Annotated in this window: 26 protein-coding genes; 14 read left to right on the top strand and 12 right to left on the bottom strand. The window is 43.3% G+C overall.

The features are described from left to right. Positions 1 to 8: 8 nt before the first annotated feature. A complete protein-coding gene (gene coaBC / locus BM122_RS13840; protein WP_074906102.1) occupies positions 9 to 1,214 on the bottom strand; it encodes a bifunctional phosphopantothenoylcysteine decarboxylase/phosphopantothenate--cysteine ligase CoaBC in 1,206 nt (401 codons plus the stop codon). A gap of 135 nt (positions 1,215 to 1,349) precedes the next feature. Between coaBC and radC the strand changes: the two genes are divergently transcribed. From radC to rpmG, 3 genes are all read left to right on the top strand, one after another. Then, positions 1,350 to 2,024, top strand: coding sequence for a RadC family protein (gene radC, locus BM122_RS13835; RefSeq protein WP_074906101.1), 675 nt, complete (start codon positions 1,350 to 1,352; stop codon positions 2,022 to 2,024). Between the two features lie 62 nt (positions 2,025 to 2,086). Further along, on the top strand, positions 2,087 to 2,323 hold the full coding sequence (gene rpmB, locus BM122_RS13830) for a 50S ribosomal protein L28 (RefSeq protein WP_074906099.1): 237 nt from the start codon (positions 2,087 to 2,089) through the stop codon (positions 2,321 to 2,323). Between the two features lie 46 nt (positions 2,324 to 2,369). Continuing rightward, entirely contained in the window at positions 2,370 to 2,525 is a 156-nt protein-coding gene (gene rpmG / locus BM122_RS13825; protein WP_046850996.1) for a 50S ribosomal protein L33, read from the top strand. Positions 2,526 to 2,908: 383 nt separating this feature from the next. Here rpmG and BM122_RS13820 read toward each other — a convergent pair whose 3' ends face one another. Both BM122_RS13820 and tsaE read right to left on the bottom strand, forming a co-directional pair. After that, positions 2,909 to 4,252: an N-acetylmuramoyl-L-alanine amidase gene (locus tag BM122_RS13820; RefSeq protein ID WP_074906097.1), complete on the bottom strand. Its 1,344-nt coding sequence runs from the start codon at positions 4,250 to 4,252 to the stop codon at positions 2,909 to 2,911. Further along, positions 4,234 to 4,722: a tRNA (adenosine(37)-N6)-threonylcarbamoyltransferase complex ATPase subunit type 1 TsaE gene (tsaE, locus tag BM122_RS13815; protein ID WP_074906096.1), complete on the bottom strand. Its 489-nt coding sequence runs from the start codon at positions 4,720 to 4,722 to the stop codon at positions 4,234 to 4,236. Before tsaE ends, BM122_RS13820 begins: the two co-directional genes overlap by 19 nt. Between tsaE and queG the strand changes: the two genes are divergently transcribed. After that, positions 4,717 to 5,799: a tRNA epoxyqueuosine(34) reductase QueG gene (gene queG / locus BM122_RS13810; RefSeq protein WP_074906095.1), complete on the top strand. Its 1,083-nt coding sequence runs from the start codon at positions 4,717 to 4,719 to the stop codon at positions 5,797 to 5,799. The genes tsaE and queG overlap by 6 nt on opposite strands. Before the next feature lie 113 nt (positions 5,800 to 5,912). Here queG and BM122_RS13805 read toward each other — a convergent pair whose 3' ends face one another. Together BM122_RS13805 and BM122_RS13800 are read right to left on the bottom strand one after the other, a co-directional pair. Next, entirely contained in the window at positions 5,913 to 6,275 is a 363-nt protein-coding gene (locus tag BM122_RS13805; protein ID WP_074906094.1) for an exosortase system-associated protein, TIGR04073 family, read from the bottom strand. A gap of 264 nt (positions 6,276 to 6,539) precedes the next feature. Further along, a complete protein-coding gene (locus tag BM122_RS13800; protein ID WP_074906092.1) occupies positions 6,540 to 8,213 on the bottom strand; it encodes a glutamine--tRNA ligase/YqeY domain fusion protein in 1,674 nt (557 codons plus the stop codon). Positions 8,214 to 8,387: 174 nt separating this feature from the next. On the opposite strand from BM122_RS13800, the gene lysS reads away from it, so the two are divergent. Further along, entirely contained in the window at positions 8,388 to 9,896 is a 1,509-nt protein-coding gene (gene lysS, locus BM122_RS13795; RefSeq protein ID WP_074906091.1) for a lysine--tRNA ligase, read from the top strand. Between the two features lie 111 nt (positions 9,897 to 10,007). Here the strand turns inward: lysS and BM122_RS13790 are convergent, their stop codons facing one another. The 7 genes from BM122_RS13790 to BM122_RS13760 are packed head-to-tail and all read right to left on the bottom strand — an operon-like array spanning position 10,008 to position 15,939. Beyond that, positions 10,008 to 11,201: an alkaline phosphatase PhoX gene (locus BM122_RS13790; protein WP_074906090.1), complete on the bottom strand. Its 1,194-nt coding sequence runs from the start codon at positions 11,199 to 11,201 to the stop codon at positions 10,008 to 10,010. A gap of 13 nt (positions 11,202 to 11,214) precedes the next feature. Beyond that, entirely contained in the window at positions 11,215 to 11,907 is a 693-nt protein-coding gene (pgl, locus tag BM122_RS13785) for a 6-phosphogluconolactonase (protein ID WP_256212060.1), read from the bottom strand. Beyond that, positions 11,889 to 12,530 (bottom strand): HAD family hydrolase, encoded by a 642-nt coding sequence (locus BM122_RS13780; protein WP_074906087.1) that lies wholly within the window; start codon positions 12,528 to 12,530, stop codon positions 11,889 to 11,891. The genes pgl and BM122_RS13780 overlap by 19 nt, the downstream gene beginning before the upstream one ends. 2 nt (positions 12,531 to 12,532) lie before the next feature. Continuing rightward, positions 12,533 to 13,477: an NAD-dependent epimerase/dehydratase family protein gene (locus tag BM122_RS13775; RefSeq protein ID WP_074906086.1), complete on the bottom strand. Its 945-nt coding sequence runs from the start codon at positions 13,475 to 13,477 to the stop codon at positions 12,533 to 12,535. Beyond that, positions 13,467 to 14,408, bottom strand: a complete 942-nt coding sequence (locus tag BM122_RS13770) for a phosphoglycerate dehydrogenase (RefSeq protein WP_074906084.1) — start codon at positions 14,406 to 14,408, stop codon at positions 13,467 to 13,469. The genes BM122_RS13775 and BM122_RS13770 overlap by 11 nt, the downstream gene beginning before the upstream one ends. Beyond that, a complete protein-coding gene (locus BM122_RS13765) occupies positions 14,405 to 15,166 on the bottom strand; it encodes an HpcH/HpaI aldolase family protein (RefSeq protein WP_074906083.1) in 762 nt (253 codons plus the stop codon). Before BM122_RS13765 ends, BM122_RS13770 begins: the two co-directional genes overlap by 4 nt. Before the next feature lie 23 nt (positions 15,167 to 15,189). Further along, positions 15,190 to 15,939, bottom strand: coding sequence for a 3-deoxy-manno-octulosonate cytidylyltransferase (locus tag BM122_RS13760; RefSeq protein ID WP_074906082.1), 750 nt, complete (start codon positions 15,937 to 15,939; stop codon positions 15,190 to 15,192). 305 nt (positions 15,940 to 16,244) lie between these two features. Here BM122_RS13760 and BM122_RS13755 point away from each other — a divergent pair, with 305 nt between their 5' ends. From BM122_RS13755 to BM122_RS13715, 9 genes are all read left to right on the top strand, one after another. After that, on the top strand, positions 16,245 to 17,513 hold the full coding sequence (locus BM122_RS13755; protein ID WP_074906081.1) for a hypothetical protein: 1,269 nt from the start codon (positions 16,245 to 16,247) through the stop codon (positions 17,511 to 17,513). A 41-nt stretch (positions 17,514 to 17,554) separates the two neighbouring features. Then, on the top strand, positions 17,555 to 18,358 hold the full coding sequence (locus BM122_RS13750; protein WP_074906080.1) for an FkbM family methyltransferase: 804 nt from the start codon (positions 17,555 to 17,557) through the stop codon (positions 18,356 to 18,358). A gap of 36 nt (positions 18,359 to 18,394) precedes the next feature. Further along, entirely contained in the window at positions 18,395 to 19,663 is a 1,269-nt protein-coding gene (locus tag BM122_RS13745; RefSeq protein WP_074906079.1) for a hypothetical protein, read from the top strand. A gap of 128 nt (positions 19,664 to 19,791) precedes the next feature. Continuing rightward, positions 19,792 to 21,039 (top strand): O-antigen ligase family protein, encoded by a 1,248-nt coding sequence (locus BM122_RS13740; protein WP_074906078.1) that lies wholly within the window; start codon positions 19,792 to 19,794, stop codon positions 21,037 to 21,039. Between the two features lie 58 nt (positions 21,040 to 21,097). After that, positions 21,098 to 21,790, top strand: a complete 693-nt coding sequence (locus BM122_RS13735) for an O-methyltransferase (RefSeq protein ID WP_371264928.1) — start codon at positions 21,098 to 21,100, stop codon at positions 21,788 to 21,790. A 99-nt stretch (positions 21,791 to 21,889) separates the two neighbouring features. Continuing rightward, the gene (locus BM122_RS13730; RefSeq protein WP_074906076.1) at positions 21,890 to 22,147 is read left to right on the top strand and encodes a DUF2024 family protein; all 258 of its coding nucleotides are present in this window, start codon (positions 21,890 to 21,892) and stop codon (positions 22,145 to 22,147) included. Positions 22,148 to 22,197: 50 nt separating this feature from the next. Further along, complete coding sequence (locus tag BM122_RS13725) at positions 22,198 to 22,713, top strand: invasion associated locus B family protein (protein ID WP_074906075.1); 516 nt, start codon at positions 22,198 to 22,200, stop codon at positions 22,711 to 22,713. Between the two features lie 80 nt (positions 22,714 to 22,793). Next, complete coding sequence (locus tag BM122_RS13720) at positions 22,794 to 23,156, top strand: arsenate reductase family protein (protein ID WP_074906074.1); 363 nt, start codon at positions 22,794 to 22,796, stop codon at positions 23,154 to 23,156. Positions 23,157 to 23,223: 67 nt separating this feature from the next. Then, positions 23,224 to 23,739, top strand: a 516-nt coding sequence (locus BM122_RS13715; RefSeq protein ID WP_143083445.1) for an IS5 family transposase, incomplete at its 3' end; no start/stop codon positions are given.

Here is a 23,739-nt window from a genome sequence, read left to right as displayed (position 1 = left end):
CCAAAAAATTAGTTAGGGTGTTGTTTATATATGGTAGCGATGTGCTCGATTAATCGGCGCGCCTGATCAATTTTGGGTGCTTTAGGTAGCGTATGTTTGCCCTTATCATCAAACAATATTAAGGTGCTGTCATTTGCCCCCATTGCTTCCTGGGCCAAATTTGCCACAAGCAACGGCAGCTTTTTTTTGCGACGTTTGTTTTCTGCGTTTTGATCAATATCTTCTGTTTCAGCCGCAAAACCAACACAGAAAGGGGGGGTGGGCAAACTAGCGACATATTGCAAGATATCGGGATTGGGAACAAGTTCCAGCACCATAGTGTTATCAGATTTTTTTATCTTTTGGGTGTGAGCGATGGCAGGACGATAGTCTGCTACTGCAGCGACGCTGATAAAAATATCGTTAAAAGCTACCTCATTCTTGACCGCAGTGAACATATCGTTAGCACTGGTGATAGGGATGAATTTTTTAACGACAGGGCTGGTTAAGCAGACCGGACCTGAAATGAGCGTGACTTCTGCGCCTGCCTCAAGGGCAGCTTGTGCGAGGGCGTAGCCCATTTTGCCAGAGCTTAAGTTAATAATGCCGCGGACTGCATCAATCGCTTCAAAGGTGGGCCCAGCCGTAATGAGGACACGCTTCCCTTGTAATAACCCTGGCTGAAAGAAATTCCGCACGGCTTCAAAAAGCTCTTGTGGTTCCAACATGCGCCCCATACCGGTTACACCACAAGCTTGCATGCCATAAGCAGGACCAAGCACAGTGATATGATCTTTTTGCAAGATAGTTAGATTGCGCTGTGTTGCAGGGTTTTCCAGCATCTGGCGATTCATGGCGGGTGCAACCATCAACGGACAACTACGCGCAAGGCATAACGTTGACAGTAGATCATCCGCCAAGCCGTGAGCAATTTTGGCGATGAAATCAGCGCTGGCAGGTGCTACTAAAATAACATCAGCAGAACGCGATAAATCGATGTGTGCCATGCTGTTATTGACAGTCTCATCCCAAAGTTGCGTATATACCGGTTTACCGGTCAATGCCTGTAAGGTGGCTGGTCCTAAAAAATGACAAGCTGCCTCAGTCATAACGGTTTGTACTTCAAACCCATCTTGTATGAGTAAGCGTGCAAATTCAGCAGCCTTATACGCTGCGATGCCGCCTGTTATTCCAAGTAATACACTTTTTTTATTTCGGGAATTTGTCACAATTATAATTATTTATGCATGCTGATTAATGGAAAATAGAAAAAAATATTAATAAGCCAGCATAAGTAATTTACTACATTCTTGGAAAAATTAGCCGTTAATTTAGTCACGACGATTTTTTTTTACCTAGTTCATAAAACAATGGCAATTACAGATTGGCCTGAATCCGAACGCCCGCGTGAGAAGCTCCTGAAGAAAGGAGCAAGAAATCTTTCCGATGCTGAGTTATTAGCTATTTTCTTGCGGACTGGTATTGCAGGTAAAAGTGCAGTGGATTTGGCCAGAGAGTTATTAAAACATTTTGGAAGTCTGACAGAATTATTCCTGGCTGATCAAGATGCACTCTGTCAATTGCCTGGGATGGGGGTGGCCAAATATACGCAGTTACAGGCTGTTCTGGAAATGGCCCAACGTGCGCTCAGAGAAGAACTAAAAAGTGGCGATATCATGGATTCGCCTCAATCAGTGCGCGATTACTTGCGCCTTAGTCTGGGTGGTAGGGAGCACGAGGTGTTTATGGGTATTTTCCTGGATGCCAGAAATCGTACTATTGCTACTGAGGAATTATTTACGGGCACACTGACTCAAGCTAGTGTATATCCGCGTGAAGTCGTTAAACGTGGATTATATCATAATGCGGCGGCTATAATTTTTGCTCATAATCATCCGTCTGGCGTTGCAGAGCCCAGTAAGGCTGATGAGATACTCACTCAATCCCTGAAACAGGCCCTTGCACTGGTCGACATCAAGGTATTGGATCATTTCATCATCGGTGATCGAGACACGCTTTCCTTTGCTGAACAGGGTCTGATATGAATTGAAGAATTCATCTGAATCAGGATATAATTATTTGTTTTTATAACTAGGAGTACGTAACCATGGCGCGAGTATGTGAAGTGACTGGTAAAAGGCCTATGACTGGTCATCATGTGTCCCATGCAAATAACAAAACAAAACGTCGTTTTCTGCCAAATTTGCAACACCGCCGATTCTGGGTCGAAAGTGAGAAACGTTGGATTACCTTACGCTTGACCAATGCTGCACTGCGTACTATTGATAAAAATGGAATTGATGCTGTACTTGCCAAAATGCGTGCGCGTGGCGTGAACGTTTAGTGTATAAGGGAAAATCCTCTACTTTAATTAAGATGGAAATGTAATTATGCGTGAAAAAATCAAACTGGAATCTTCAGCTGGAACAGGTCATTTTTATACCACAACCAAAAACAAACGTACTAAACCTGAAAAACTAGAGCTTACCAAATATGATCCAGTAGTAAGAAAGCATGTCAAATACAAAGAAACTAAATTAAAATAATAAAAAATATTAAGTGATACTGATACAGTCGCTATTTTGATTTTTGCTGCATTAATAAAGGTTTTTTGCTCTGTCAAAAGCGTAATAACGACGAAATATTCCTAATCATCCTTTCTTTCATGCGTAAATGAATCAGGCTTGTCCTTGTTGAGCCTATCCTTCTGGGTATTGTCGGAGGGGGAAGCACCTAGCATAATGATCTTCTGGTAGCACTCATGGAATTTCTGGGAACGAATCGGCTTCTTGTTGAAAATTTTGTTTATCGGTAAAGATATCAGCTCTGGTTTTTTTAATTGGCACAAGTATTTGCCCCATTCTGTGATTGCTACTTTTTGTGTACAGCAGTGTTTGACAGAATGTGGAAATACAGCATGTGGCAATCATTACTCAGACTGAGCTACTTCAGTGCGTACGAATACTGAGCTATCAGAAAAATAGCGCTTAATTCCGGCGGTGATCGCATTCGCCATTTTATCTTGGTATGCTTCACTTCTTAATTTTTCTTCCTCACTTGGATTGCTGATAAATGCTGTTTCTACCAGGATGGAAGGAATATCCGGTGATTTGAGTACGGCAAAGCCTGCTTGTTCTACATTTCGCTTATTGAGAGGATTAATACTGCCAATTGCGGATAGTACGCTTCCGGCAAGCTTGATACTATCGTTGATAGTCGCATTTAGAGATAAATCTATTAATGTCTTTTTAAGATAGTGATCTTTGTTATCAAGCTTAACTCCTCCAATTAAATCGGATTCATTTTCTTTTTTTGCTAACCAGTTTGCTGTCGTGGAAGTCGCTCCATTTTCAGATAATGCATAGACAGAAGAGCCGCGTGCATGAAGCCTCGGGACAGCATCTGCATGAATAGAGATAAACAAATCAGCATTTGCGCGGCGTGCTTTGGTGCGTCGTTCTTGAAGGGGGAGAAAATAATCATTATCGCGAATTAATACAGCACGCAAGTTGGCTTCCTTGTCAATTCTGGCCTTGAGTTTTTGTGCAATGGCGAGAGTGACATCTTTTTCTCGGGTACCATTCGGCCCAATTGCACCTGGATCTTTACCACCATGCCCCGCATCAATTGCCACGATATAATTTTTTGATAACTTGCGAGAATTACGATCAACATTTTTGGATAATCCTTCTGGCGGCTTGTTGCTATTATTTTTTGTCGGCACCCTGGTTTCAAATTCTTGTACCAGTGCCATTAATGGATCTTCTTTTTTTTCTTTCTTATTAGATAGGGCAGTCTGTTCGGGCGGATAGATATCCAATACAAGACGGTGACCAAATCCTTCCATAGGATCAAGAGTAAATATCTTAGGTACCGCGCTTATTTTTAGTCCTATAATCAGGCGGAGTATCTGTGGTCTCAAGCGTTCTACGCGCGCAGCACGAATAAAAGGATCTTTTGCATTAATTTTTCCTGAGAGGCTTTCCAGTGCAGGGGTAAGCATCACACCTTCCAGGTTCATAATAATTCTTTTGGAATTATCTAATATATCGAGGGTATAGTTGATCGGTAAATCGGATTCAAGCGTCAGTCGAGTATACTCTGGACCTGCCCAAAGACGTGTAGAAATAATCTTTGTGTTTGCAAAGGCGCTATTGCTAAATAAGGAGATGAGCGTGAATATGAATGAGAAAAAAGCTAACAATAAAACCTGAGCGAATCTAGCTGCAATGATATGGAAAGTGGTTGCAGAGGTTACCATTGTTTTAAGCATAGTTTTCCTTTTTCAGTTCCAGCTTGAATCTTAATTTCCCGACCTGATTGATCGAATCGAAAAAAAATCTTTATATCTGCATCTGGCAATAATTTATCAGCTTTCTCTGGCCACTCGAGTAGGCAAATTGTGTTCTCATTAAAGTAATCACGGAAACCTGCTTCTTCCCATTCGATGGGATCGTTGAAACGATAAAAATCAAAATGATACAAGTATAACCTAGAGAATTTATAGATCTCAACCAGATTATAGGTTGGACTTTTCACTTTCCCCGAATAGCCCATCGCGCGCAAGATACCGCGAGTTAACGTGGTTTTCCCGGCTCCGAGGTCGCCACAAAGGAAAACGATTAAACCGGGGCGCAGTATGTGAGCAAACTTCTCACCCAGCGCTAACGTTGCTGTTTCATCGGCAAGCTGTAAAATAAAAGATTGCTCTGAACCGGAGTCAGAAAGAAAAAGATTATGCAAGAAGAGATCTCCACAAATTCATCACTAGATGTTATTTCGTTAAAAGAATTTATCAAAAATTGGGGTAGACAGCTTGGTTTTCAAGATGTGCGTGTTGCTGATGCTCATGCTGACATGTCTTCAGTTGAAGCAGAACTATCCGCGTGGCTGGATAAGGGTTTTCATGGTGACATGGATTATATGGCAAAACATGGCACCAAGCGAACCCGCCCTGCAGAGCTAGTACCTGGCGTGCTGCGCGTGATTTCTGTACGAATGAATTATACTCCGCCAGCAGCGAAGGAGGGTTGGAGTGTTCTTCATGATGGCAACAAAGCATTTATTTCACGCTATGCTGTCGGACGTGATTACCATAAAGTGCTGCGTGCGCGACTGCAGAAACTGGCTGACACTATTTCGGGCATGATAGGTCCATTTAATTATCGTGTGTTTACCGATAGTGCGCCGGTAATGGAAGTAGAGTGGGCAAAGAAATCAGGCCTTGGATGGCGTGGCAAGCATACTTTGCTGTTATCCAGAGAAGGGGGGTCGTACTTTTTCCTTGGAGAAATGTATACCGATTTGCCGCTACCTGTAGATGATCCTGTTGGGAGCTATTGCGGTAGCTGTACCCGCTGCATTGATATTTGTCCTACCCAGGCCATTATTGGGCCTTACCAGTTAGATGCAAGACGATGTATTTCTTATCTCACTATTGAGCTCAAGGGTAGCATCCCTGAAGCTTTGCGTCCGCTAATTGGCAATCGGGTTTATGGTTGTGATGACTGTCAATTGGTCTGTCCTTGGAATAAATATGCCAAGATAACACAAGAAGCCGATTTCGCCGTGCGTAATGGATTGGATGATGTCTCACTGGTGGAATTGTTTCAATGGAGCAAGGAAGAGTTCGAATCAAAACTTGCGGGTAGTCCCATCCGTCGCATTGGCTATGAGCAATGGTTGCGCAATATTGCGGTTGGTTTGGGCAATGCGCCCTCATCTCCGGCCGTTATTGAGGCGTTGCAAGCACGCAGTCATGATCCTTCCCCATTAGTACGTGAGCATGTCCAATGGGCGCTGCAACAACATGATAAATAGCTGATTTACTGCTGCCGTCTGAGGTTGGTATAAAATTTTGCAAAGACAGCATTTTCTCCAGAACCACCTAGACGGTGGATTCTGGAAAAATGATGTAAAAATTACGTTATATGCTAGCGCATGCGCCAAGCGGTATAAGTCGTTTCTCTGTTGAAATCATCCCAGATATAAGCAGGATTCGGTATGGGTGTGGTTGGGATCAAAAAAGTGGCGATATCGAGTGCTCCGCACAAAGAGCGCCCTACTGCATGAACAAGGCCAGTAAAGAAACCAGCCGTCATGCCATAGGCAGCGCCTTGACTACGGCCCTTAATCATCATGGTCTTAGGAATTTCTACTACCCCAGTGACTGCATTGGCGACACCATTAGCCAGTTTTTCTCCAATTTGAATAGGGTAATCAGCTGCCATTGCTGCGGTTGGAAAAAAGAATGCCAATGTGAACAATAACAGCAATGATGCGATAGATTTTTTCATTGAGTTCTCCTAAATCAAAATAATACAGTAATTGCATCCGCTTAATGCAGCTACCATGTTAAAGTAGCCTCATCAAACATGACAATAGCACAATTTATTGCATTTCTTAAATGAGAATGGTTATTACCTAAATGGTAGACTTCAGTTGTTTCCCCCATTGATTAATGGTGGATGGGAGATGCTTCGAGCGATTTGAGTCAATCAATAGTCTGCTTCAGATTTATTTAAAGCGTCCTCTATCTGCTATAGGCGCTTGCTCATGAGCTATTTTTTTCCCCATGTATCACGTAAAGTAACCGCGCGATTAAATACCGGTTTTCCTGGTTTGGTCTCAATGCGATCCGCCGCGAAATAGCCATGACGTTCAAACTGGAAACATTGTTCAGTTTGTGCGTCAAGCAACGAAGGTTCAACCAAGGCGGTTATGATTTGTTTTGAATGAGGATTCAAGTAGGATTTAAAGTCTTTGTCGCCAGTATCAGGATGGGGATGGTTGAACAGACGATCATATACTCTTATTTCTGTTGGTTGTGCATGCCTGGCAGATAACCAATGAATATTTCCCTTGACCTTGCGGATCTCGGCGCCTGCCGTGCCGCTTTTGGTAGCTGGATCGTAAACGCAATGTATTTCTTCTATTTCGCCCTGGTCATTTTTGACCACGGAGACACATTTTATCAGGTAGGCATAGCGTAAACGAACTTCTGCACCAGGTGAGAGGCGGAAATAGCCTTTGCTAGGAATTTCCATAAAATCATCCTGCTCAATATAAACAGTTTTAGTAAGGGGCAATACTCGTTTACCCCATTCTGGTTTTTGCGGATGATTCGGTGCATAACATTCTTCTTCCCGGCCCTCTGTAAAATTATCAATGACGAGTTTCAATGGTTTTAATATTCCAATTCGCCGTAAAGCATGCTCATTGAGATCTTCTCTCAAACAATCTTCTAAAACGGTCATGTCTATCCAGGAATCCGCTTTGCTGATTCCGATGCGTTCAGTAAACAGTCGAATCGATGCAGGGGTATAGCCACGGCGACGCAGGCCTGCCAGGGTATTCATACGGGGATCATCCCATCCCTCCACAAAATGACCTTCTACCAGCTCAATCAGCTTGCGTTTACTCATTACACAATAAGTGAGATTTAGCCGAGCAAACTCGATTTGCTGGGGATGGCAAGGGATTCGCTCAACTAATTGGTCTAACACCCAATCGTACAGTGGACGGTGGTCTTCGAATTCCAACGTACAAAGAGAATGGGTGATCTGTTCAAGTGCATCCGATATGCAGTGGGTAAAATCATACATGGGATAAATGCACCACTTATCACCGGTTCGCTGATGATGAATATGGCGAATACGATAAATGACCGGATCGCGCATATTAATGTTGGGAGAAGTCATGTCAATTTTAGCGCGTAACACATGTGTACCATCTGGGAATTCACCTGCACGCATGCGCCGGAACAAATCCAGGCTTTCTGCTGCAGGGCGATCGCGATAGGGGCTATTTTGCCCTGGTTGAATCAAACTGCCGCGCAATTGCCGGATTTCCTCTGCGGATTGGCTATCTATATACGCCTGACCTTTTGTTATCAGATATTCAGCAAATTCGTATAGTTTCTCAAAGTAATCAGATGCATAATAAATATGCTTTCCCCAATCAAAACCCAACCATTTGACAGAATCACAGATGGCATCTACGTATTCTTGGGCTTCTTTTTCCGGATTGGTATCATCAAAGCGTAGATGACAGACACCATCATAATCGCGAGCGAGACCAAAATTGAGACAGATACTCTTGGCGTGGCCGATATGGAGATAACCATTGGGTTCTGGTGGAAAACGTGTTTCTACTCGTCCATTCCATTTACCAGTACGGTTATCCTCATCAATAATATTACGAATGAAATTTGAAGAAATAGGTAATGTGTTCACAAATTTATCTTTCTAATTGGGTTGCGAATGCGATGATTAAAAGAACTATAATACAGGCCACCTTATTATAGAGTGTGTTTGACCAGCTAAAACCAGAATAAATTTGTTAAATGAACGCAGCACAAGCTGCTTAAACAGATCAGAACCCAATTTTATTAAGTAATTTAAATTGTTATGACTCAAGAAACTCAATCTCTCATTTCCCAGGATGAAAACCATATTATTGCGGAACGGCGTGCTAAACTGGCCGAGCTGCGCAAAAGTCGTAATGCTTTTCCCAATGATTTTCACCGCGATAGCCTAGCCTCAGAATTGCATCATCACTATAACGCGCATAGCAAGGAGGCGCTGGAGACAGAGCAAATTGTAGCAAAGGTTGCGGGGCGCATGATGTTCAAGCGCGTCATGGGTAAAGCAAGTTTTGCTACCATTCAAGATATGAGTGGACGAATCCAGCTTTATGTCTCCAATGACCATACCGGCCAGGCTGAGCATGAAGCGTTCAAGCATTACGATTTGGGAGACATTTTGGGGGCAGAAGGTGTCTTGTTCAAAACCAAAACGGGCGAATTATCTATACGCGTCACTCATTTGCGATTGCTGACTAAATCCTTGCGTCCATTGCCGGAGAAATTTCATGGTCTGGCTGATCAGGAGCAGAAATACCGCCAACGTTATCTCGATTTAATGACCAATGAAGAAGCACGTCAGGTTTTTACAATACGCTCCAAAGTGATCCAGGCTATTCGAGAGTTTCTGGTGGCGAGGCATTATCTCGAAGTAGAAACACCCATGATGCATGCTATTCCAGGTGGCGCGTCTGCGCGGCCTTTCATCACTCACCATAACGCACTGGATATGGCGCTCTATCTGCGCATTGCACCTGAGTTATATTTGAAGCGCCTGGTAGTCGGCGGGATGGAGAGAGTTTTTGAGATTAATAGGAATTTCAGGAATGAGGGAATTTCTACCCGGCACAACCCTGAATTCACCATGCTGGAATTTTATGAAGCCTACCAGGACTATGTCTACCTGATGGATTTAACTGAGTCCATGTTGCGGGAAGTCGCGATGAAAGTGCTGGGGACAGTCCGATTCATCTACCAGGAGCGTGAAATCGATTTCTCACAACCATTTGCCAGAATGACCATCACTGATGCGATACTAAAGCATTATCCAGAATATACAGCTGCTCAGCTGAATGATCGCAATTTTCTGATTGGTCGGATGGAGGAATTGAATATTGCGTATAATCCTAAGGATGGACTAGGCGGATTGCAGCTTTCCCTCTTTGATGAAACCACAGAACATCTATTATTCGAACCAACTTTTATCATCGATTATCCCGCAGAGGTTTCTCCCCTGGCACGGCGCAATGATCATAACCTAGAAATTACCGATCGTTTCGAGCTTTATATCGCCGGGCGTGAAATTGCCAATGGCTTCTCAGAATTGAATGACCCGGAGGATCAAGCCGCACGTTTCTTAGAGCAGGCCAAAGCTAAAGAAGCAGGCGATGCAGAAGCTATGCATTATGATGCTGACTACATTCGCGCACTGGAATATGGGCTGCCTCCAACGGCAGGAGAGGGGATTGGTATCGATCGGTTGATCATGTTGCTGACCGATAGCCCCAGCATTCGAGATGTTATTTTGTTTCCCCAATTGCGATGGGAAGATTGAGTGTTATAGTTTACTCAAAATAGTATTTGAATTATGGCTTGCCTGGAAAAAATTAATCCAGAATGGGCGGCTCAATATACGAGGTAATGGTATTTATAAATTTGATTTTAATCATTCTTTCTGAGAGCCTAAAAATGGAGTTGTGATCTCAAAGGTCACTCCATTTTCATGGCGGCCGGTTTTTCCTCTTTGCGAGCTGAAATATAAGCGTGATCCATCGGGATTAAAAGCAGGCCCTGTTATTTCTGAGCGGTCATGACCGACCAGTTGTAGCAAGGGTTTAATTGATTGACCGGATAAAATCACGATTTGCATATTTCCGCCATCCTCTGCGACCAGCAGTTCACCTGCCGCATTGGTGATAATATTGTCAACACCACTCAAAGCGGGTGAAGCATAGCGGGCGGCGTCATAAATGATATTAAGATGGTGAGTATGGGTGTCATAAGCCCATACCCGATTATCACCTTTGGTCGTAAAGTAAATGATGCCACGGTGATACCAGATTCCTTCACCGCCATTAAAACGGCTACTTTGTTTGATTTGTTGGCGTGTGGCAATTTTGGTCGCCTCAGGATCAGGTAGACGATGCCAGCGTACTGTGTTCTGACGACCAGCCAGTATTTCTGCTACTTCCAGAAAACCATCTTCCAGATCAGGATCGCCAGCAGCATTGAGTGAATGGAAGGTATAGCGATAGAGGCAGCCATCAGGCTCATCTTCGGTGAGGTAAAGCTGTTTATTTTTCGTGTCAACGGCTACGGCTTCGTGTTTGAAGCGTCCGAGCGCTTTTCTGACTTGTGCTGGTTTTTTTCCGAAGGGATCACATTCCCAAACTAAACCACGTTCCATCTCTTCGCAAGACAGCCATGTTTGCCACGGTGTGGCTCCACCAGCACAATTAAAGTTGGTATTTTTCAGGATGGGATAGGCGTTGATCAACTTCCCATTTTGGTCAAACTGAAGTGCACCTGCTCCGCCAGAATTATTTTTCATTTCGCTATTCGAAACATAAATCCAGCCACCCTCATCGGTAGCAAAAGTATTGCCCCCATCAGGTGCAGCGTGCCATCGATAACCAAACAGATTTTGCCCTGAAGAGGCAACAATGCGAGAGGAATAGCCATGGGGTAGGCGAACCCCATTTTGGTCAGGCGCTTGCAGAGGCCCAATTGATGCAAGGTTGGAGATGGCTGCTTTGCTGGTGCCGACAGCCAGTAAATGGTGAGTCATCAGGCTAGCTAATCCGATACAACCATAGCGGAGTAATTTGCGGCGCTGAAAATCGATATGACTATTTTTCATAAAAGATGAGTGGCTAATTTGTTTCAAAAATAGTGATAGGCGATTGACACTGCTGTACCAGTTGTCCAAACGGGATAAGGGGATCAGGATTGTTGATTAATCGATCGAGTAGTTGCCGTTTGGCAATACCGGTAACGACAAGCGCAATATGGTAGCTACTGGCAAGTACCGGCAGTACCAGGCTGATGCGCTGGCTTGGTGCAAACGGAGGTTCAGCTGCCTGGCATAAATAGAAAGTATCCTGCTCAAGTCTCATGCCAGGAAACAAAGAAGCAATATGTCCATCTTCTCCCAACCCTAATACTGTTAGATTAAACGGTCGAGGGAGTTGGCAGAGTCGTTCATGCACCGTGGCCAATGCCTCGGATGGGCAAGAATGTGAGGTCTTCAATCCGATGAAATGAGCTTTCTCCGCCTTATCTTTTAACAAATAGTTGCGCACCAGTCGTTCATTGGAGATGTCTGCTTGGGTCTCCACCCAACGTTCATCGCTTAACGTAATATAGACTCGCTCCCATGGCAAGGCCTCGCGGGCGAGTATGGGCAGGTAATCATGCGGTGTTTGCCCACCTGGCACTACTAAGCTAACTTTATTATTTTGTATGAGCGCTTTGCGCAGAATCGAGGCAGCAAAATCAGCGAAAGCAGCACTTAACTCATGCATGCTGTCATAAAAATGACGTTCAATCATAGTATGAGCGCGCACAAATCAGGAACAATCCTGACCTGCCCGGGAAAAGGATTGTCATCACCTGGGCGGACACGGCCCAGAAATGCCGTTCCGTTCACAGTAGCACCATGATAGTCAGCCATAGCATCACCAATCATCAGAACGCGCTCGGGAATGAGCGCATAGGTAGTCAATATTTCTGCAATTAAGCTCTGTTTAGAGAGTGGAGAACCCCGTACCTCAGTAAAGTAAGATGATAGACCACGTCGCTCAACAATCGTTTTAAGTTCATTTTCCGGTGTGCCGGAAGCGACATACAAAGGAATCGTTGCGGCTGCTTTCTGAATCAATGCCTCAGCACCTGGCACAGCTTGACTAGCAATGACAGCTTCAATCACAAGTTCGGAAAAACGTTGATCAAGTGACTGTTCTTCTTCCATTGTCAATGAAGGTCTACCCAACAAATGCTGTTGAAAATGACGAAACTTGTGGTAACGGGACATGCCGCCGTTTTGCCGATGGTAGCGTACTACCTCAGTGACAACTTGCTCACCGTAAGAATGGTACAGATCAGCAAAGGCCTGAGTCTTGATATCGCCTGATTCCACGATGACGCCATCAAAATCAAAGATAATGGCTTGCCAGTCTTTTATATTCATATTCAAGCTCTATTGTCAGAGGTAGAGGGAGTGGCGTCATCATCTTCATTCGCATGATGGATGTGCTGGTGAATTTCCCTCAGGCAGTCCAGCAACCCCTGGCCCAAATCGACGTGTTCATTGAGTACCAGTTTACGTCCGATGCGCGGTTGAAATGCATAAGGCGTGATCTCGTAATGATGGATAGCGTTAGCTTCCTCAAAATGCAATTGAACTGACCATGGCATGATTTCGGAGATCATAGTCATTACGTCGCAGATACGCAGCTTTTCCTGACCTGTCAGGATCAAGTGGCGATTAGCAAACTCTGGAGCGAGCACTTGCACACTCATGCGCGCAGCATCTTCGACATGGATGTATTCACGCATGGCATTTCCACTGCCGTGATAGGTGATAGTATGTTTTTGCACAGCTTCATGCAGCATGCGATAAATGCCATTACGCTGATCGGCGCGTCGACCATATAATGAGCCATAGCGCAAAATGGTATATTCTAATCCATAGCGTTCATGATAAGTTTCGGTGAAGCGTTCAGCTGCTTGTTTACTGGCGCGATAAAATGAGCCCGATTCAGAATACACATACACACTGCTGGCAAAGATAAAACGGCGTGCGCCAACTAATCTTGCTGCTTCCAGCACATGCATGTTCCCAAGCACATTGATGGTGGCAGTTGCGAGTGGTTTATCATGTGCTTCGTCGATATCAGCGATAGCGGCAAAGTTGTAAACAACAGCTGCGCCTTTTGCCGCTTCGATTACTTGCTCGATATCCATGATGTCACCAACGATCATTTCCTGATCGGGTCTTTGGTAAGGGGAGGGGGAACGATCAAACAGGCGAACCCGATAGCCTGCTTCCGACAGCGCATCTGCGACATGGCTACCTAAAAAGCCACTGGCACCAAATACGACAGCAATTTCATCAGATGTTAATTTATTTTCCATCAATTAACCCTATGTTGACTAAGCCATGCAATAAATTATCCGCTGCTTCCAATTCCATGCGATGGCGTGATTCTTTGGCAAGTGAGCCAATATGCGATGTTAACGTGATATTGTCGCATTGGAGTAGAGGACCTTGATATGGTTCCTGTTCGAATACATCGAGTGCGGCTCCACCTAAATGTCCTGAAACCAATGCATCATGAAGAGCCATTTCATCAACTAGTCCGCCACGTGCTGCATTAATAACGATGGCGCCTTTTTTCATACGTTTGAACGCAGCATCATCTATGAGATGATGGGTAGCACTGCTATAGGGTAGATGGAGACTAATGATATCTGCTTCTGCCAAGAGTTGCTCCAACGGCATGAGCGTGACACCGGCGGGCGCTTGCGGTAGAAGATAAGGGTCATGCGCGATTACGGCCGCCTCAAAAGCTTGACACAGCCGCACAACACGTCGGCCGATATACCCCAGGCCGACAATGCCAACTGTTTGAGCAGCAAGTAAATGCCCTTGCATGCGCGGCCATGCACCAGTGCGCAACATGCGATCAGTCTGGTTTATTTGTCTGAGTGTGGCGAGCATCAACCCGAGTGTCAGTTCGGCGACTGCCTGGGCTGGTGCTTGGGGGGTATTAGAAACAGCTATATTGCGCTGTTTGGCGGCAGTTAAATCAACGCTATCCAGACCGGTTCCGCAGCGCGAGATAACCTTGAGGCGGTTAGCAGTGGCAAAGACACGTTCAGTGAGGGGTTCAATACCTGCTAACAAGCCCACCGTGTCTTTATCCAATAATGCAATAATTTCTTCTTCAGTTAACTTGCGGCGATGAGGATTAGTAACAATCGTTATTCCAGCTTTGAGCAAATACTGGATGGACGGGTTGTGGTCAATGTCAAATGTAGAAGTGGAGATGACGACTTTACTCATAGCTGGGATCTTATGGTTTCCATGTGATTGCGGCAGAGTGTATCAAGAATGCGGATATCGAGGCTGTAGCCAAGAAAATTAAACCCTGCGTTAATACGTTGCTGTAACGCATTCGGCTCAGGCTCAATGACATGAATGCCTCCTGGTTTGTGCAGGCGATGTCCGGCATTTAATACCTGCTGGATGGCATCGTGTACTTGTGGATGATCTAGCTCACCTGGCCGTCCCATTGACCCAGATAGATCATAAGGACCAATGATATAAGCATCTATCCCTGGCACTGAAAGAATCGAATCAATGTGATCTACAGCGTCTACATGTTCTATCATGACAATGATTACTGCATTATTTTTCAACCACTGCCGATATTCATGAAAACGAGCACCATAACCTTGCGCACGTGCTAATCCTACTCCTCGTTTTCCTTCCGGAGGATAATACACGGATTCTACTGCTGCTTGAGCATCTGCGGCAGATTTGATCATGGGCACCATAATGCCTGTTGCGCCTGCATCCATGACGCGCTTAATCTGATCCGGATGATTGGAAGTAAGTCTAACAATTGTCGGACAGTGTTTGCCATCGAGTACTTGTATAATCGTCTGTACTTCGCTTAATTCCAGCACGCTATGCTCCATATCCAGTACTAACCAGTCAAAGCCGGCTGAAGCCATGATTTCGGCAATGGCGGGATGCCCAAGCGTAATCCATGAACCAATCGTCAATTCGGAGCGTGCAAGTTTTGCTTTCAATTGCATGAAAAGTCCTTAAAAATAAATCGTTAATAACTACTCAGCAATGGATCTGATTCCATCAGCTTAGAAACACGTGCCAAATCGGCTTCAGTGTCGACGGCTTGACTGTTGAACTCGGTTTCTACCATCTTGACTCGAATGTTGTGTTCCAGTAAACGCAACATATCAATTGATTCAAGTTGCTCCAATGGCGTGGCGGGTAATTGGGTATAATAGAGTAGCGTGGCGCGTCTGAAAGGAATGATGCAAACCTGCTTATAGGCAGAAGTTGAGGCAAAGCCTGATTTAGCCAATGTAGGAATGGGCTGGCGCGACATGTAGAGGGCATCTCCTTGTTGATTCTTGATGACTTTAATGGTATTGGCGTCATAGAAATCAGCTTCGTTTTCAATGCGCCGAACAAGATTGACACAACCCAATTGTGGGTCGGTACGAAACGGGGCGACCGCAGTATCAACCATGTGCGGGTGGGTCATGGGTTCATCACCCTGAACCATTACAATGAGTTCTGCATCCATGCCAGCAATTGCTTCTGCAACGCGATCACTCGCACGCTCATGCTTGTCTGAAGTCATGATAACAGGTGCACCAAAAGCTTCTGCAGCTTGTTGAATTTCTTCATCACAGGTCGCAATATAAGTTGCATCGAGTGCATCACTTAAAGCAACGCGTTTATAAACATGCTCTAACATGGTGCGTCCGAGCAATTTAGCAAGCGGCTTGCCTGGGAAGCGGGATGATCCCATACGTGCGGGAATAATAGCGATTGTTTTCATGATAAGTTAATGCTTGGTAATGATTTATTTATCGAGATTAAGAAACAGAGAAAGTCAGCTTAAACCATAAGAAGACTATCTCATTTGTCCTGAAGATTGATTGAGAGTAAGTCAAATGTCTTGCAAAAATAAAGTAACTTAGCTGCTTTTTTTGGTAAATAAAGAACTGGGCGTGTAAAATTGTTCACATGGATTTTCGCATAACTTCTACTGCCTGATTCTCAGAATATTGATTATTTCTGATCTGACTCATAAAAATTGCAGATATATTATTCATCTTAAACGCTTGTAATCATAACACAGGTATGAAGGCTCTCTTTTTTCTTCGTCATTATAATGACATTGACCATATTACCCCCGTTATCTCCAAATGGATCGATGCGGGCCATACCTGTGATGTAATTTTGATTGGGGCTAAGCGATTTCGCCATGATTTTCGTATTTCCTTTTTAAGTAAACTGGCAGGCGTTAGGGTTGCGCATATCCGTGAAGTATTCTCAACTGTTCAATTTCTCAAGTGGCGATTGCAGATGTTATTGTTGACGGGTAATTTGCGCCGCTTGTTTATCGGACCTTTTATTCGTTGGTTAGCAGATAGTTACGATGCTAATCGGCGTGCACCATTATGGCGAGCTACTGCAGAGCATTTACTAACGCGCAGCTTTGAACATTCCGGCAAAGGGGTGGTTGCTTTTGACTGGATTGAAAGAAACTCCGTGATTGCTGTGGAGTGGGTTGAGACTGTTGTTGTCATGGCGCGAGAAAGAGGATTAGGTACGGTTTCATTGCCACACGGTGATAGTCCGCATGCCAATCAACTTATCCGTCGAGGAGAGTGGCGTGTTGGCCCTGATTCTTTATTCTCAACTGCGCAGATCTTCGATAAGCTCGTGGTTCCAAATGAACTTTGCGCGAAACGTTTCCGACCTTTTTTAGAAGGGCGCTCGATCGCCATATTAGGATCGCCGCGCTACAGCGAAGAGTGGTTAGCCAAATTGGCAAAACTGATGCCCCTTTCGCCTTTGACTCGCTCTGATAGTCGTCTCAAGATTGTCATGTTTCTGAGAAAGGCGAACTTTACGACATTCTGGGAAGAGGTGAATGAGGTCGTACACCTGATTGCTACATTTCCCGAGGTGGAGCTTGCGATCAAACCTCACACGCGCAGTGGATGGAAACAGTCGTTGACCAAGGACAAGGCCCTGAAGCAATTATCGAATGTAACCATAGCAGGCGATGAGGTGCATTCCATTCATTTGATGAACTGGGCGGATATTTGTATTGATTTGGCTACTTCTGTGGTCTTTGAGGCTGTCAGAGTCAAGAAGCCGGTGTTGGCTGCGGATTACCTTCATGCAGGTCGTTCTGCTATCGCGGTTTACATGCCCGAGACTGAATTACGTTGCCGGGATGATGTATATGAAAAAATAAATCAATTTCTTTCTCAGGGCTGTCATGATTTTTACATTGAAGAACATCGTCAACATTTTCTGCGAGAAATGCTCGATATATCAGGTCCAGAAGTATTGTCTCGCTATGTCGCATTACTTGAGACAGCCGCGGGGCATAACTGAGGTTATTAGCAAGATTTTATTTTGAAGAGGTCAATGAGTTTATGCGATCCTTATGGACTGCAATAAAATATGTCTTTTCGATTAATTTTCTAAAAGACTTGGTAGTAGCCGCTTATTGGGTTAAAGGCGGCTATACCAATATCAATGTCAGAGGGCTATCTATTCTGATCACAGTAGATCACTGGCGCGTTCTCAAACGAGCAAAAACTTATACGATTAAAGAGCCGGATACCTTGGATTGGATTGATCATTTTGAACCAGGGTCATGCTATTTCGACATTGGTGCCAATATTGGTCAGTATTCGCTTTACCCCGCCAAAAGATACGGTCGTGAAGTTGAGATCTATGCATTCGAACCGCAGAGCAATAATTACTACGCACTCAACAAAAATATTTTTTATAATAATCTTAAAGATCGCATCAGTGCTTATTGCGTTGCCGTATCAGGCAAAAGTGAATTCTCTAAATTGTATGTACCTAAATTTATTCCGGGTGGAAATCGTTCCCAATTTGGAGAAGAATCGCTCGATACTATGAAAGTACCTACTTCACATATTCAAGGTATGTTTGGGGTAACTTTAGATGATTTATGTGGCAAGTGGGACTTTCCTTACCCAAACTATATCAAGATTGATGTCGATGGGATAGAAATTCCTATTCTTAAGGCGGCAGAAAAAGTACTAAGCCACCCCAATCTTAAATCTGTGATCATTGAGCTTGGTACGCCAGCAGAACAACAGGAGGCCATTATCATTATGAAGAAGGCTGGGCTCGAGTTGAAACAAAAAGCGAATAAAAATTGGGGTGAGACCTATTTTATATTTGAGAAAAATAAAATTTCTTAAATCTCTTCTTAAAAATTTTTTACTTGATTTTCGTTTATGAAAGCTCTTTTTTTCCTTCGCCATTATAATGATATCGATCACATTACGCCGGTTATTGCTAAGTGGATAGAACGAGGACATGTTTGCGATATTGTCATGATTAGTAAGAAGCGATTTGATGGAGATTATCGTATCGAATTTCTAAAAAAATTAGAGGGGGTGCGGATTGCTCATCTACGTGATTTATTGTCATTCGTTGAATTCACGAAATGGCGTCTGCAAACGATATTACTTGTTAGAAGTTCGTATAGATCTTTTTTTGCCCCGTTGGTCAAGGGATTGGCCAGGTTTTATCATGCTAAGCGTCGCAAAGCGACTTGGTTGCATACTACTCGATATTTACTGGAAAGAAGCTTTCCCGACGGTAGAAAGGGGGTGGTTGTATTTGACTGGATCGAGAGAAATTCAGAAATTTGTGTCGAATGGGTAGAGACTCTGGTGGGTATAGCTCGTAACCAAGGGCTTGGAACGGTTTCGCTTCCGCATGGCGATAGTCCTCATGCAAGTCAATTGATACGACATGGTGAATGGCAACTAAAGCCAGATACGTCATTTTCAGCAGCAGGCATATTTGATAAAGTCGTGGTGCCGAATGAGTTATGTGCCAAGCGTTTTCGTCCTTTTCTTGATAATCAGAAGCTCATTGTGTTAGGTTCCCCTCGATACTGTGAAGAGTGGTTAGCCAAGCTGGCAACGCTTATGCCTTCATCACCGTTAAAGCGCTCTGATAGCCGACTCAAAGTTGTAATTTTTCTTAGAAAAGCCAACTTCACAACTTTCTGGGAAGAAGTGGGTGAGGTAGTACAATTGATCGCAGCATTTCCTGATGTGGAATTGGCGATTAAACCTCATACGCGCGGTGGTTGGAAACAATCTTTGACTAAGGATGTTGCACTGCGTCGTCTGACAAATGTAACCATGGTAGGAGACGACATTCATTCCGTCCATTTGTTGCAATGGGCTGATGTCATCATTGATCTGGCTACTTCAGTTGCCTATGAAGCAATTAGAACGGGTAAGCCTGTCTTGGCTGCTGATTATTTGCATGCAGGGCGTTCTGCTGCAGCGGTATATATGCCGGAAACTGAATTGCGTTGCCGTGATGATGTGTATAAAAAAATCAATGAATTTCTTACAAATGGCTATCAGTCTCATTATATTGAATCACATCGGCAACAGTTCATAAAAGAGATGCTCGATGTGCCGGGTATTGATGTTTTGCCTCACTATGTGACATTGCTGGAATCACAGGCTGAAGGAAAATAGCTCATTCAGGTTTTATTGGTCAAACTCTATCTCGATTCATGCCTTGAATTTTCATAAGAAAACAGATTTTCAAAGTATGAGGGGATTTCCTCTTTAAAAAAATAATTTATTAATGACTCACATTTCAAATGCGTGAAAATCTAGTCAGTCCGTGTTGCCCGGGAGAAGGAATACATGCGAGCAATTGGCGTGATATTTTTGCAAGATGCGTGTTAGCTTTCTTTTGTATAGCTTTATGGCAGAAATGGTCACTTTTTTATGCTTTTTTTCTTCTAGCATTTGCATGGATAATTGATGGCGGGTTCCAGAAATTCGGCAGGCTAATTGAAGAACCTTTAGTCTTGGGTATTTTGGTATTTTGTGGTGTATTAGCCTTGGGATTGCTTTGGAGTGACTATTCAGATACTGGTCAGAATAAATGGAAAAAATATTTTATTCTTTTGACATTTATTCCTTTTCTTTCTTTATTGAATAAAGAGCGATTACCCTGGGTGATTGCTGCTTTTTCAATCGGTTATTTATGTGTGTTATTAACGGGCAGCTATCAGTGGATAGCTTCAGGAGAAAGAGGGGCGCCTTTTTTCGAGATCTCATACCTTGCTTTTTCAGCCATGTTAGGAATTGGAATTATTTTGATGGCATTCTTAGGTAGTATCTGCCAAGCAAAGAAAATAACATTCTTATGTTGGTCTATTGCAATTGTTCTGCTTTTTTTACAATTTCACCAGAGCGCAAGAGGATTATTGTTAGCTACGATATTGACGCTATTGCTCTTAATTTTTCTACGCTATAGATTTCAAGGCAAGAAGTTTCTCGGTATTTTAGCTTTGTTTATGACTGTGATTCTCTTATTCGCGATGAGCAGTAATGACTTCCAGGAAAGATTAGAGCTTGTAAGAAGTGATCTGAACTTAGTTTTGGAAGGCGACTATACGACTAGCCTAGGTTATCGTCTCGCAATATGGGATGTCGGGGTGCATGGCATTGCGGAGCGGCCTTTGTTGGGGTATGGGACGGGTATGCCGGAAATATATTTTGAAGAGACCATACAAACCTACAAAAATGGGATATATAAAGATTTACCAGAATTCCAGAAAACTTCGCATTACCATAATGACTGGATAGAGATCGGTATGCATTTGGGAGGGCTTGGTATTTTTGCGCTTGTTTTTCTCCTTTGGAGCTGGTTTCAGACATTAAAGAATCACCAATTAAGTGTGCTGGGAATGGTATTGATTTGTTATGTATTTGTGGCAGGATTGACAGATACATTTCTACTTTACAACAGGGTGCCGATCATTTTGCTAGTCGTTACGGCAATAATGATTTGCTGGCAAAGACCAATAATCAGAACACACAATCTGCTAAAAATATAAAAATTCATAGTGATCTAATTTTAGTTTAGATTTAGATGTTTATATTTAGGGAGGATAGATGATGGCAAAAATACAGTCTCCAACAATAGAAAACCCGGATGTTTTGCTTCCAGTGAATCCTGCGATTGAGCAATATATGCGTAGCCTGGTAAAACAAACAGATCATCCGGTATTGATTGAAATGGAAGCCTTGGCAAAGCAGAAAAATTTTCCGATTGTTGACCGATTAGTAGGTATTTCCTTGGAAGTGCTCGCAAAAATGATTAACGCTAAGCGTGTGTTTGAGTTTGGCAGTGGTTATGGTTATTCTGCTTACTGGTTTGCAAGAGCAGTAGGTGGTGAAGGAAGGGTGGTATGTACTGATGGGAATGCTGCTAATAAGGTAAAAGCTGAGCAATATCTATCCTCAGCCGGTTTATGGGATAGGATAGATTTTCATGTTGGCTATGCTCAGGAAGTATTTTTGCAAACAGAAGGGATGTTCGATATCTGCTACAACGATGTGGATAAAGGTGAGTATCCCAATGTGTGGCAAATGGCAAAAAACCGGATTCGCCCGGGTGGCTTATACATTGCCGATAATGTACTTTGGCATGGACGAGTTGCAATAGAAAATTTTACTGACATTGTTTCCGGGTGGACAGAAGCAATTCTCACGCATAATCAGCTGATTTTCAATGATCCCGAGTTTGATGCTTTTATCAATCCAACGCGTGATGGTGTTATTGTCGCACGCAGAAAAATGGCATAATAAAAAGCGTGCATAAAAGATCAAAGTGAACAAATTTGAGTGCTTTCTTTTTATGTTAATTAATTTTAATCAATTTAAGTTATTCAGAAAGGAATAATTATGGAAATTCATGTTTACGATACTTATGTGAGAGCTAAAGATGGGCATATCATGCATTTTGATGTATTTACCTCTGTCAAGGATGAGAAAAAGGCCGTTGAATATGCTAAACAATGGTTAGCTTCGATCGGAGAAGGAGATGCAATGGTTACTAACAAGGAATGCAGATTTTGTCATAGTCAGAGCGCACCTGATGATGTGGTTGAAGCCATCAATAAAGACGGTTATTTCATATATAAGATGGAAGGCTGTAAATAGCAATGGCTGGACGAAAGGGAACAGCTGATAACTTTTAGGATTTTTATATAATGAGACTGACTTTTATAAAACAATTTACCTTTCTGGCGACTCTCATGATGAACGGATTGGTCTATGCAGCTGATCCCAAACTAATTGGTGAATTCAATGATTGGACTGCTTATGTTTATCTGGAAGGTAATAATAAGGTTTGTTATATGGTGAGCAAACCTAAAAAACAAGAAGGAAATTATAACAAACGAGGTGATGTTTTTGCTCTTATTACACACCGTCCTGCAGAAAAAAGTAAAAATGTCTTCAGTTTTGTTGCCGGCTATCCATTTAAAAAGGACAGCGATGTAACGGTGAGTGTGGGTAACCAGAATATTAAGCTATTCACCCAGAATGAAACAGCCTGGGCGCCTGATGAGGAAACAGATAATAGGCTAACCAATGCAATCCGTAGTGGTAGCTCACTAGTTATTAAAGGCATATCTGCACGTGATAAAACTACAACGGATACGTTTGGATTAAAAGGTTCATCTTCTGCTTATAGTGCTATTTCCAAAGAATGTGGTATTAAATAGCTATTTTTGTAGTTAATAAATCTAATCTAGTATCATCATGTTGTACTTGTAGCCTACAACTTATAAATATAGAAGGTAATATGACTGACAAAATAACTATTTATCAGAAGCCTACTTGTAGTAAGTGCAGAGCCACTTTGACATTATTGAAAGAGAATGGTGAAGAATTTGATAGTATCAATTACTACGAAAAGCCTATGACTATAGAATTATTGCGCGAGCTTCTGCATAAGCTGAACATGTCAGCACGTGATATTCTGCGTGCAGACGAACCTATGGCTCGTGGTACGGAATCTGCAACTGATGAGGAATTGTTGCAGCTGATGGTGAAGAATCCGGATTTGATCCAACGTCCTATTGTAGTGCGAGGTGATAAGGCCATATTAGGCAGACCACCAGAAAATGTTAAGAAATTACTAGGGTCTGTTGACGTTTTAAGATAAGTATTTCATAGATAGAAACAAACTCGTAATATTGGGGTTCCTACACCCCCAACAAAACGAGTTTGCGATGCCCCGAATGATGCTCAATGATGAGTACTGGTCGAAGCTGGAGAAGATTCTGCTTCAAGAATCGATTTATAACAAGCGCAATCTGCGCATGACGGTAGAAGGCATACTGTATCGAATGCGGGTTGGCTGTCCGTGGCGCGACCTGCCCAAGGTGTTCGGCTGCTGGAATTCCATCTATAAAAGATTCAATGCCTGGTCATTGAGCAGGAAAGGGCTCAATATTTTCAAAGCATTGGCTATTGATCCGGATTGGGAGTGGAAATTTATGGATGGCAGCTATGTTAAAGCACATCAACATAGTGCGGGAGCAGCGAGTCAAGAATCGCAGGCTATCGGGAAAAGCCGTGCAGGCAATACCGCCAAGATCCATTTAGCGGTCGATGGTTATGGCTTGCCAGTTGAGTTTGGAATCACCGGTAGAGAAGTCAATGACTGTTCTGCCGCACCTGATTTGATTGCCAGGTTGCCTGACGCAAAAACAATAGTTGCGGACAAGGGCTATGACAGCGAATGG

The organism is Nitrosomonas communis (assembly GCF_900114745.1).
GTDB lineage: Bacteria > Pseudomonadota > Gammaproteobacteria > Burkholderiales > Nitrosomonadaceae > Nitrosomonas > Nitrosomonas communis_A.
Note: the sequence above shows the minus strand (reverse complement) of the source record. Positions and strands in the feature narration are given on the sequence as shown.